The sequence below is a fragment of the Paenibacillus sp. 1-18 genome (assembly GCF_000520755.1).
Classification (GTDB): domain Bacteria; phylum Bacillota; class Bacilli; order Paenibacillales; family Paenibacillaceae; genus Paenibacillus; species Paenibacillus brasilensis.
In genome coordinates this window covers 1-11111 of sequence record NZ_ASSB01000408.1, presented here as the reverse complement: position 1 = coordinate 11111, position 11111 = coordinate 1, and the positions used below count along the sequence as shown (strand labels likewise).

The window sequence follows — 11111 nt, the reverse complement described above, 5'->3', positions numbered from 1 at the left end:
TTGAGGCAGGGAAGCGTAACAACGGCTGCGCAGGTCCGCTTTATGTTTCGCTGCTGCTTCCGGGACAATTGCTGGAGCAGGTGCCCATGGAGCCGGGGGATTTGAGAGTGGACGTTCTTTTTACCCCGGAAGGGTCTTTAGATTGTGATCATGCATAACTGACAAATGACTAACGAAACGAAGTTCTGGCATGTGAAAGGAGCTGTGAGGGAGTCGTGGATTCCTTTACTCATTTTAACGAACAGGGACGTGCTCGTATGGTGGATATTTCGGGCAAAGCGTCTACGGTTCGTACAGCAGTCGCTGTGACACGAATTACAATGAATCCGGCAACATTGACGGCTGTGAAAGAAGGCAGGATCGGCAAAGGCGATGTACTCGCTGTAGCGCAGGTCGCAGGGATTCAAGGCGCGAAAAAAACGTCGGACTGGATTCCGATGTGTCATCCGCTGGCCCTGACAGGCGTGAATATTACTTTTTCCGATAATGGGCATGATGTGCTCCATATTGAAGTTGAAGTGAAGACCGAGGGTAAGACAGGTGTAGAAATGGAAGCTTTGACAGCGGCTTCAGCCGCAGCGTTAACCGTGTATGATATGTGCAAGGCGCTGCAAAAAGATATGATCATCGGCCCTACCATGCTGCAATCGAAAACAGGCGGCAAGCATGGGGATTTTCAAAGGGAGGACCACCGGGAACCTTGACAAAAGATAACATTGTCGCCGAGAGGGTACTGTGATGTGATGGAGGATGCAGCGTGCCTGTTTCTGATTTTCAGAAGAGAAAGTATTCTTTCATGATAGGAGAAGGGTGATCTTATGGTGTGGAAAACGGCGATCCTGACAGCCAGTGATAAAGGGGCAAGAGGAGAGCGTGAGGATACAAGCGCACAGGTCATCCGGGAGCTCGTCGAAGAAGAACTGGGCGGAGAGATTGTAGAGTACCGGATCGTTCCCGATGAACCGGATGAAATTATTGCGGCTTTAATCGAAATGACCGATTATTTTCATGCAGACCTGGTACTGACTACAGGCGGAACCGAACTGGCGATCCGTGATGTGACACCTGAGGCAACTCGGCGGGTCGTGGAACGGGAAGTGCCAGGTATGGCGGAAGCTATGAGAATGATCGTGATGCAGAAAAATCCGACGGCCATGCTATTCCGAGGAATTGTGGGAATACGTGGGCGCACACTGATCGTAAATTTGCCGGGAACGCCCAAAGGCGTACATGAAAATTTGGCGGCTATTATGGATCAGCTCCCGGAGGCGCTACTTATGGTGACAGGCCAGTTCAGGTAGAAGGCAGCATTTGTGTGTGGTATGATACTCATAGGATGATTAAGGAGGAGTGCTGCACATGCCCAATATTGGAGCACCGGGTTATATTTTGTTGATTATTCTGGCCCTGCTGCTATTTGGCCCAAACAAGCTGCCTGAGTTGGGACGAGCTGTGGGCCGTACATTCCGTGAGTTTAAAAACGGGGCACGCGATATTTTATCCGAAGACGAACGGACGGAGCGTAAAGGCGCCAAAGATAGTGTGGTTCAAGCATCCCAGCCGACGTCTTCAGAGGTTCAGCCTCAGCCTGAGGATAAACGGTTGCCGTAACACTATTTTTTAGTATGAACACGAGCCTCTTCTTTTGGGAAGGGCTTTATTTTTTAGCGTTTCTACAGTACGACGTTCCGTTCGGAAAGGAGGAGTGGGTTTGACCCCATCAGAGCATGAAATGTCGCTAGTGGAGCATCTGGGCGAGCTTCGTCGCAGAATTATTTATGTGCTGATTGTATTTGTTCTGGCGCTGGTTGGCGGCTTGTTCGCGGCGGGGCCTGTCTATGACTGGCTTATTCGCTCCGGTTCGGCGCAAGCTTTTCAGCTGAATGCATTTTCCTTTTGGGACGGGATCGGTATCTACATGAAGATCGCCATGATTATTGGGATTGCGGTGGCGCTGCCGTTTGCATGTTATCAGCTATGGAAGTTTGTCAGTCCCGGCTTACGGCCGCAGGAGCGGAGTGCAACTTTGCGTTATGTGCCTTATGTACTGCTGTTGTTCATCATGGGCACGGCTTTTGCTTATTTCATTATTTTCCCGATGGCGATTCAGTTTACGTCGTCTGTCACCAAGAGCATGGGCTTGCATGAAACGTACGGTATTGCACAGTATTTCACCTTTATGTTTAATATTGTGCTGCCTGTGGCGCTCTTATTTGAACTCCCGTTGCTAATCATGTTTCTGACAGGGATTCATGTTTTAACTCCGATGAGGCTTCGCAAATGGCGGAAAATTTCTTATTTTCTGCTTGTATTCGTCGCGGTTGTCATTACCCCACCGGACTTTATATCCGATTTTTTGGTGGCAATCCCGTTGCTGGTGCTATATGAGGTGAGCGTGTACTTGTCATCCGTCGTGTATCGCAGGCAGCTGCGTGCACAGGAGGAACGTGAGGCCCAAATGCGTATAGAAAAATAAGCATTCGCCTAAGGCAACGGTTATTTTTAAGTCGGATGGAAATAATCGAGAAGGGCTATCCATAAAAATTCCCATAAAAAATACATTAGGGACTTGAAATTCAATCTCAAGTTGAGTATCATAAAGTTGGTTGTTAGCACTGATGACTGTCGAGTGCTAATACATACAACATAACAACCAAATTACAGTATAAAACACTTAATAAGGAGGCTATTTTTTCATGATCAAACCTTTGGGTGAACGCGTATTGGTGGAAGCAATTGAGCAAGAGCAAACGACTTCCTTCGGAATCGTACTTCCTGACTCTGCCAAGGAAAAGCCGCAAGAAGGCAAAATTATCGCGGTTGGCGCAGGCGCATTGAAAGACGGTGCCCGTATTCCTCTGGAAGTAAAAGAAGGCGACCGTGTTATTTTCTCTAAATACGCTGGAACGGAAATCAAATATGAAGGTAAAGAATATTTGATTATGAAAGAAAGCGATATCCACGCGATCATCGGTTAACCGGAATCCGGACAGGACCTGAATATAGGAATCGAACAAATCATTCATAATCCATAGGGAGGTTTTACACAAATGGCTAAAGACATTAAATTCAGTGAAGACGCTCGCCGCTCCATGCTGCGCGGGGTAGACGCATTGGCTAACGCTGTTAAAGTAACACTCGGACCGAAAGGCCGTAACGTTGTACTTGAGAAAAAATTCGGTAGCCCGCTTATCACAAATGACGGTGTAACGATTGCAAAAGAAATCGAGCTGGAAGACGCATTCGAAAACATGGGTGCTCAACTGGTTAAAGAAGTAGCAACCAAAACAAACGATGTAGCTGGTGACGGTACAACTACCGCTACGGTATTGGCTCAAGCCCTCATCACTGAAGGTTTGAAAAACGTAACTGCTGGCGCAAGCCCAATCGGTATCCGCAAAGGGATCGACAAAGCGGTAAAAGCGGCTGTTGCTGAACTGCAATCCATCTCCAAACCTATCGAAAGCAAACAATCCATTGCACAAGTAGCCGGAATTTCCGCTGCTGATGATGAAGTAGGCGAACTGATCGCTGAAGCTATGGAAAAAGTGGGCAAAGACGGTGTAATCACCGTTGAAGAATCCCGCGGTTTTGCAACAGAGCTGGAAGTCGTTGAAGGTATGCAATTTGACCGTGGCTACATTTCCCCGTACATGATTACAGATACGGACAAAATGGAAGCTGTACTGGACAATCCATATATCTTGATCACAGACAAAAAAATCACGAACACACAAGAAATCCTGCCGTTGCTTGAAAAAATCGTACAACAAGGCAAACCGCTCGTTCTGATCGCTGAAGATATCGAAGGCGAAGCACTGGCGATGCTGGTTGTCAACAAACTGCGTGGTACATTCAATGCTGTAGCTGTTAAAGCTCCAGGCTTTGGTGACCGTCGTAAAGCAATGCTGCAAGATATCGCTGCCCTGACAGGCGGCCAAGTGATCACGGAAGAGCTGGGTCTGGACCTGAAATCAGCTTCCGTAGACCAACTGGGTACAGCACGTCAAGTGCGTATCACGAAAGAAAATACGATTGTGGTTGACGGCGCTGGCAACAAAGCCGACATCGACGCTCGTGTTAGCCAAATCCGTACACAATTGGAAGAAACAACTTCCGAGTTTGACAAAGAAAAATTGCAAGAGCGTCTGGCTAAATTGTCCGGCGGCGTAGCAGTCATCAAAGTCGGTGCGGCTACTGAAACAGAATTGAAAGAACGCAAACTGCGCATCGAAGATGCCCTGAACGCAACCCGTGCTGCGGTTGAAGAAGGTATCGTATCCGGTGGTGGTGTAGCGCTCCTGAACGTATATAAAGCAGTTGCAGCTGTTGAACTGCAAGGTGACGAGCAAACAGGCGTGAACATCGTGTTGCGCGCTCTGGAAGCTCCAATCCGTACAATCGCTGCTAACGCAGGTGAAGAAGGCTCTGTAATCGTTGAGCGTCTGAAACGCGAAGAAGTTGGCGTAGGTTTCAACGCAGCTACTGGCGACTGGGTAAACATGATCGAAGCTGGTATTGTTGACCCTGCGAAAGTAACTCGTTATGCATTGCAAAACGCTGCATCTGTAGCAGCCATGTTCCTGACTACCGAAGCGGTTATCGCTGACAAGCCAGAACCAGAAAAGGCTGCAATGCCTGATATGGGCGGCATGGGTGGAATGGGCGGCATGATGTAATAAGGCTGATAAAGCCTTATACATCAAGGTTTGTTTTTATCCAAATGGTTAAGAGTAACATTTGGATAACATAAGAATGGATTTTAGAAGCCTCTCATGAGTTCTGCGAACTTGCGGGAGGCTTCTTTCTTTTTATGCTTAGTAACGTGTAGATGTCCAAGCCTATCCATTATTTATGCAATTCAGTGCCGGGTTCGGCCAACAGAGAGACATGTGTATGTCTAAAAGAATGCGGAGTCGTTTCCGTATTGAGCTCTGCCAGCTCCAGTACCCTTTTCATTCGAAGCTCATATTGTTTTCCTCAATCCCGTATAAGCCAGCGTCAAGAACGTTTTATAGTCACCGTCTAACCCATGTTCCAATATGGAGGGCTTTTACTTTTATATAAGGCGGAATAAATATTAGACTCCCTCAATAATAAAAACAACGGCAGCCATGGACGAGAAAATAAAATCCTAGACTGCCGATGTTCTATTGAACTATCGTGTCACTTTAGTTCAATCTCTTCCCTTTTCATAAAAGTTGTTGTGCAAAGCTTTCTGCCGTTAAAATCATGCCTTACTCCAAGCCACTTTGTAAAATTCTAATCCCCACCGAGTTCAATTGTTTTCGTGGCGACACGGTCATGAAATTCCCGATCATGTTCCACGAATACAATGGTCGGCGTGTACTCAAGCAGCAGCTCCTCAATTTGCATCCGGGAAATCACGTCGACAAAGTTGAGCGGTTCGTCCCAAATATGCAGATGAGCCTCCTCACATAGGCTTCTCGCGATCAGAACCTTCTTCTTCTGCCCGCCGCTAAACGCCGATATATCCTTCTCAAACTGGATGCGGGCGAAATCTAGCTTACGCAACACGGCCTTAAATAAGCTTTCATCAATTCTGTGCTCTGCTGCATAATCGGAAAGCGTTCCTCGCAGATGAGAAGTATTCTGGGATACATAGGAAACGCGAAGCTGCGGCTCCCGCTGAAACGTACCTGTATAGTGTAGCGCCTCAGCGTTGAGCAGGCGGAGCAAGCTAGACTTACCTGAACCATTTGGACCTGAAATCGCAATCCGATCTCCTGGTTCGATCGTCAGACAAACGTTCTTGCAAACCGGTCTTTCCCCGTAGTAAATCGTGACGTGATCCAGCATCGCCAGTTCTGATTTGGGATACACGAGCTGAGAGATCGCAAGGCTTTCTGACTGTTCGATATTTCGGAGCAGTTTCGATTTTTCCTCTAAAGCGGCGTGTTGCCTCTGTTCGATGGATTTCGAGCGTTTCATCATTTTTGCTGCCTTATGCCCGACGTAACCCTTGTCAAGCTTGGAGCCGGAGTTTCGTGTGCCGTTTTTCGATTTCTCGGTCTCGAGAGACCAGCCGCTAGCACGTTTAGCAGAAGCAGATAAACGCTGTATGTCTTTGTACAGCTTTTCGTTTTGTGCCATTTCGAACGTATCCTGGCGAGTTTTATTCGTCCACCAGCTGGAGAAGTTGCCTTTTTGGATTTCGATATTCGTTTTGTTGATCGATAGAATATGATCCACGCAGCGGTCGAGAAAAGCCCGGTCGTGTGAAACAAGAATAAAACCGCGCTTCGTATTCAGATAATCGGCGACAAGCTTGCGTGCGTGCAAGTCGAGATGATTGGTCGGCTCGTCGATGAGCAGAAATCGATTGTCTTGGATGAATAGCACGGCCAGCAATACCTTCGTCTGTTCTCCTTGGGACAGCGATTCGAATGGCCGATACAACACGTCTTCTGAGACCTTAAGCAGGTTCAGTTCGCGCATCAACTTCCAGCCCTCATAGCCTGGCACGATCTCTTCGACGACGTCTAAGGTCAAATACTCCGGGTGTTCGACGGGAAACGGAAAATAATCAAAGGCGACTGGTGTGGAGATCGTACCGCTGTATTCGTACTTCCCCTGCAGCAGGTTTAAGAACGTCGTTTTCCCCCGACCGTTTCGCCCCGTAAAGCCCAACTTCCAGTCTGTATCAATTTGAAAATGAACATTTTCGAATATAGGGTCATAGCTGCCTGGATAGGCAAAAGTAAGATTGGTTACCTGAATGGCGGGCATGGCAATCATCCTTTCGTTTGGAAATAAAAAAGAGCCGCAAGAAAGGTGCTATCTTGCGGCTCTAATCCATACGAGGAAATACGGCCCCATTCCAAGGGGCCGTATGACTGTCCGGAGAGGGAGCGCAAACGAAACGCAGACCTTTCTTGCAGAGATGAAATAAAACGACCACAGCCGATCGCTGAGTCCGTTCTTTTCGTGATCTCGAAGCAAGAAAGTTCTACATGTATCCGTTCAACTCCCGTCATCAAATTACATTCAGTTTATCACAATAGTAATTTAACTACAACCTGCGTAGTCCCGTTTAGGCTGAAGCCTCGCGTAGGCCGACATGCTCCTTAGATTGATTCATATAGTAATTACGAATTCGCCCAAACCCATTATACTGATAACAACACATACGGAAGCACCGTTGTGCAATCCGAAAGCATCGGTGATACCCTGCTGGCATACGCTGGTGGGGTATTTTTCTGTTTTATAGGGGGAGGAATACATATGTTTAGATGGATAGTGACGTTACTGGCATCGGTTTTATTAGCTGGGTGCAGCGTGCAGCAAGATGTTGAAAAGACCACCAAAATGAGCTTTTGGGAAGCCTGCACCGCTCTTCTTACTAATGCTTTAGTAGCTAGTTGGTCTAATCAAAATCAAATTTATCATTTTTCTAGGACAGAAGCTTCCAAATTCATTCTCAAAAGGGCATAGCGTTATACCGAGAAGCCGCTTCAAAACGCATTTTAAATACATACACTTAGAACAAGAGTAGGTAGAAGGAATGGCAATCAAAAAGTAGTTTTTATAATTATTAATTTCATTTCTACTTTTAAAATATAGAATGGAGGATAATTTTGTGCCAAAAGCGTCGGTTATACTACCAGTTTATAACAATGCTGATTTTGTTTTGGAAGCAATACACAGTATTTTAGTTCAAACCTACTCGGATTTTGAATTAATTATTATTGATGATGGCTCGACAGATGGATCTGCCTTTCTTATTTCGCAAATAGCAGACCCTAGAGTGATAAAGATCTTCCATGATACCAATCGAGGGTTGGTCGCTTCTTTAAACGAAGGATTAAATAAGGCAACTGGCGAATACATCCTTCGTATGGATAGCGATGATATTTCTACGCCAGATCGACTGGGCGTTCAAATATCATTTATGGATCAAAATCCGTTAATTGATGTATGCGGTGCTGCTTTTACTACTTCTAGTGGAGGAGTAATGAAGGTGAATCCGGCCAGTCATGACGAAATTAAAACATGGTTGTTATTTCATTGTTGTATGTGCCATCCTGCTATAATAATGCGCACTAGCATGATCCATCAGCTTGGCGTTCAATATGATAGTAATTATCCTCATGCCGAAGACTACGAGCTGTGGAACCGACTAGTTTTTCAGGTACAAATGGCGAATCTCCCCATAAACGTATTGTATTATCGTCAACATGATGGACAAGTGTCCAATCAGCATAGAGCTATTCAAGATGCTACCGCTCGGAGAATTCGTCAAAGACAGTTTAGCCAGTTGGGCTTGGAATTATCGGAAGCAGAGAATCAGATTATGCTGGATATTCTTGAGTTTAAAATTAATCCCTACGATTATAGTAGTTACACCAAAGCTTTAGGCTTTGCTAACTGGGTGCTAGACCAAAACCGTAAGTATTGGGTTTATAATCAGGAACTATTAAACATGGCGTTTTCAAGATGCATATCCCATCTTCCTTATTAAACAAGATATCAGTAACGATCGGAAAATATCCTAGTACCCCGCTGGCATGCGTCAATGGGGTACTTTTTTTGTTTACCTGAACGCCCGGTCACAAAGTGCATTCACACATATATTAAGGTGACGACAAATAAAGGAGGGCAAAAACTATGAGTGGATGTGCAGGTCCAGCTGTTTGCGGTGTGTGGACTTCTACAGCGGCAATTTTGGTGCTTTATATCCTCTTGGTTATTATCCTTAAATCATGTTGGATTTAATGTTGTAAAAAACTATTGGATTGTACCTCTTCACTTCACCCAGTAAGTCTGATACTAACTCATGAAAACGTGTAATGACCCTACTAGCTGGCTGGTAGGGTGTTTTGTCGATTGTTCGGGATTCAGATTTGATTGGTATGTAAGACAAAAGCCCTCCATTAAAGGAAGGCTCTTGTAGACGCTGAGTATGGCAACTCATGGATATCGTATTGTAAATCATATTCTCAAGTCAATGCGATTTCCTATACCATTTCAAAAGTTTTACAAGGAAAACACAAAACAATATTGCAAAAGATATTGCAAAAGCGACAACAATCCACCACTGAGGATCAAGTATATATAACACAACTCCCGTAAGTAAGATTGCTGTTATTATCGCAATTCTTATTTTCAACATTGTGCTCTTACTAACCCTAGCTTCCAATTTTGGCAGTGTTATTTGAATTATTATAGCAAGTACAACGAAAAAAATTGAAGTAAATGAATTATAGATAAATACCAGCTCCTTTTTTTTGTCATGTACATCTCCTGTGCCGTTAGGGGCTGCTGAAGAGAGACATTAAGAATTGCTTGTGATGGAGTATCCTGTTCACATCAAGTTAACCGTAATTCCTTTGCCTTTATCTTGGATTTTAAGGACTTGTGCAAGAAGCCCTTCTTCTGTCCCTATTACTTCGCCAACAACATCCGATCAAACGACTGTTACTGCGGAATAGACTAAGACAGGATAGAGTTACAAAGTAATCAATTGCCCTACTGGTTAAGCTAGTAAGAGGGCAGCGCTCAAAGGTGCGACTGTGGGAGAGGTTCCGCAGAAGGTTTAGTGATTGGAATCAGATAAGAAAGCCGGAGAGAGAAGCTTCTTTTCCGGCTCTTTGGCATGGTGGCAAACAGAACGATTACTTGTTGAGCAGGATGAAATTATTGATAAAACCGTTTTCTTGTATGAAGATGGGGGTTTGGATTTTCGATGTGAAATCGTAATAGTATACGCCGCGTCTTTCTTCCTGATTTTTCTGAGAAGTGCTGCCCAAATAATAGACCCCCTTGCCGTCCGGGGACATATAGACAAATTGGCGGGATAAAAAGGGCAGCTTTATTTTGGTGCGTTTACCTGTTGCAATATCAATCAGACTATACTCGGGATTGCCGTGATTAATGAAACGAGTGGTTATGAGGAGCAGCTTATCATTACTGCTGGACATTGAAGTTATTTTCTCTTTTTTTAGTGTGACGATAGAACGCTCTTGCTTGGTAACGTTATTGATTTCTGTAACCTTGTTGTCCGGGGGGACCATAATGGTCTGTGTTCGGTCTGAGATGTCACCTTGTTTATCTCGCTCCCTCTCCGAATACTGTGAATTGTAAATTGTATTTTTTGCTGAATTATAGGCTATAGACCAAGTGATATTATCTTGGTTTTCATCATGTATAAATTTCATGGTACGCGTTGATTTATTGTAGAAAATGGTTTTAAGTGTATGTTCTCCTTTTTTGACCGCTGCTAGAACGAGTGGGCCATCTGGAGTAGTTGGTACGATACGATTAATGGCAAACAAATTATCGGTCAGCTGTTCGGTTTTTTTGGTATTCAAGTCGTACGAAAATAATTGGTCTCCCTTATCACCAACATCGGCAGAGTAATAAATTTTGTGATCAGGAAAGGACACTACAGAAAGCGGGTATTGAGAGGTATAAGGAATATCGGCCAGTTTGGTCAATTTTTTACTGCTTAAGTCGTACGTCATAACTCGCATAACCATGCCTTGATCTGTGTTCTTCCCATTCACATACTCTGTATAAGTCATGGATAGATACTGGCCTTTCCCGGCCAACGCTACTTTTTCATTTTTGGGTACAGATGATTCTGAGGGAGAGCAGGATGACAATAAAGCTGGCACGAGCAGGGAAAGTATAAAGAAGCGATAGCTGCTTGTTTTCACATGGATGCATCCTTTCTAAGATAAGATGAATCAAACTGAATATGATAACAAAAAGAGAAAAGGATAGGACACGAGATCCCATCCTTTTTTGGTATAAAGATAAAAATCATAGGAATATCTTGCTGAAAATGAGACGTACGGATTCCATTCTAAACCTAGATCCTCTACACCCGTTTTCCAAATATCAATGACTGCATCTGGAAGTCTCCCATTATCAGCTTTATAAAAATTAGCTACGGTATTATTATCATAATTCCTTACCCGAATTTTTGTCCCAAACTTGGGGTTATCAATTTCCCCTTTTGTTGCACAGTCACCTTTTTCGAGTCTATTGGAATTTTCCCCATACGTGTCTGTGAAGTTTGTTCCTCTCCCTACGCCTCGAACATAGCCATCAGATGTTCCGTGAATTTTAATTTCATTATCATGTGG

At 44.6% G+C, this 11111-nt stretch carries 11 protein-coding genes and 1 pseudogene; 9 read left to right on the top strand and 3 right to left on the bottom strand.

The features are described 5' to 3' along the window. The first annotated feature begins 215 nt into the window (after window positions 1-215). The 6 genes from moaC to groL all read left to right on the top strand — a co-directional run bounded on the left by moaC (window position 216) and on the right by groL (window position 4679). A complete protein-coding gene (moaC, locus tag L693_RS0127485) occupies window positions 216-704 on the top strand; it encodes a cyclic pyranopterin monophosphate synthase MoaC (protein ID WP_025721682.1) in 489 nt (162 codons plus the stop codon). Window positions 705-818: 114 nt separating this feature from the next. After that, window positions 819-1301: a MogA/MoaB family molybdenum cofactor biosynthesis protein gene (locus L693_RS0127480; protein ID WP_025721679.1), complete on the top strand. Its 483-nt coding sequence runs from the start codon at window positions 819-821 to the stop codon at window positions 1299-1301. A 58-nt stretch (window positions 1302-1359) separates the two neighbouring features. Further along, complete coding sequence (locus tag L693_RS0127475; protein ID WP_025721678.1) at window positions 1360-1611, top strand: twin-arginine translocase TatA/TatE family subunit; 252 nt, start codon at window positions 1360-1362, stop codon at window positions 1609-1611. Window positions 1612-1711: 100 nt separating this feature from the next. Further along, a complete protein-coding gene (tatC, locus tag L693_RS0127470; protein WP_025721677.1) occupies window positions 1712-2476 on the top strand; it encodes a twin-arginine translocase subunit TatC in 765 nt (254 codons plus the stop codon). 220 nt (window positions 2477-2696) lie between these two features. After that, the gene (gene groES / locus L693_RS0127465; protein WP_025685233.1) at window positions 2697-2978 is read left to right on the top strand and encodes a co-chaperone GroES; all 282 of its coding nucleotides are present in this window, start codon (window positions 2697-2699) and stop codon (window positions 2976-2978) included. A 72-nt stretch (window positions 2979-3050) separates the two neighbouring features. Further along, window positions 3051-4679 (top strand): chaperonin GroEL, encoded by a 1629-nt coding sequence (groL, locus tag L693_RS0127460; protein ID WP_010349766.1) that lies wholly within the window; start codon window positions 3051-3053, stop codon window positions 4677-4679. A gap of 583 nt (window positions 4680-5262) precedes the next feature. On the opposite strand, the gene abc-f is transcribed toward groL, so the two are convergent. Further along, the gene (abc-f, locus tag L693_RS0127455; protein WP_025721675.1) at window positions 5263-6750 is read right to left on the bottom strand and encodes a ribosomal protection-like ABC-F family protein; all 1488 of its coding nucleotides are present in this window, start codon (window positions 6748-6750) and stop codon (window positions 5263-5265) included. A 495-nt stretch (window positions 6751-7245) separates the two neighbouring features. On the opposite strand from abc-f, the gene L693_RS31850 reads away from it, so the two are divergent. The 3 genes from L693_RS31850 (at window position 7246) to L693_RS31845 (ending at window position 8736) form a co-directional block, all read left to right on the top strand. Continuing rightward, entirely contained in the window at window positions 7246-7455 is a 210-nt protein-coding gene (locus L693_RS31850; RefSeq protein ID WP_025721674.1) for a hypothetical protein, read from the top strand. 145 nt (window positions 7456-7600) lie between these two features. Next, entirely contained in the window at window positions 7601-8482 is an 882-nt protein-coding gene (locus L693_RS0127445) for a glycosyltransferase family 2 protein (protein ID WP_025721673.1), read from the top strand. A gap of 146 nt (window positions 8483-8628) precedes the next feature. Continuing rightward, window positions 8629-8736, top strand: a complete 108-nt coding sequence (locus L693_RS31845; protein ID WP_231503783.1) for a YjcZ family sporulation protein — start codon at window positions 8629-8631, stop codon at window positions 8734-8736. A gap of 899 nt (window positions 8737-9635) precedes the next feature. On the opposite strand, the gene L693_RS0127440 is transcribed toward L693_RS31845, so the two are convergent. Together L693_RS0127440 and L693_RS30875 are read right to left on the bottom strand one after the other, a co-directional pair. Next, window positions 9636-10679: a hypothetical protein gene (locus L693_RS0127440; RefSeq protein WP_231503782.1), complete on the bottom strand. Its 1044-nt coding sequence runs from the start codon at window positions 10677-10679 to the stop codon at window positions 9636-9638. Between the two features lie 30 nt (window positions 10680-10709). Then, window positions 10710-11111 (bottom strand): annotated as a pseudogene (locus L693_RS30875) (hypothetical protein); the annotation flags it as partial.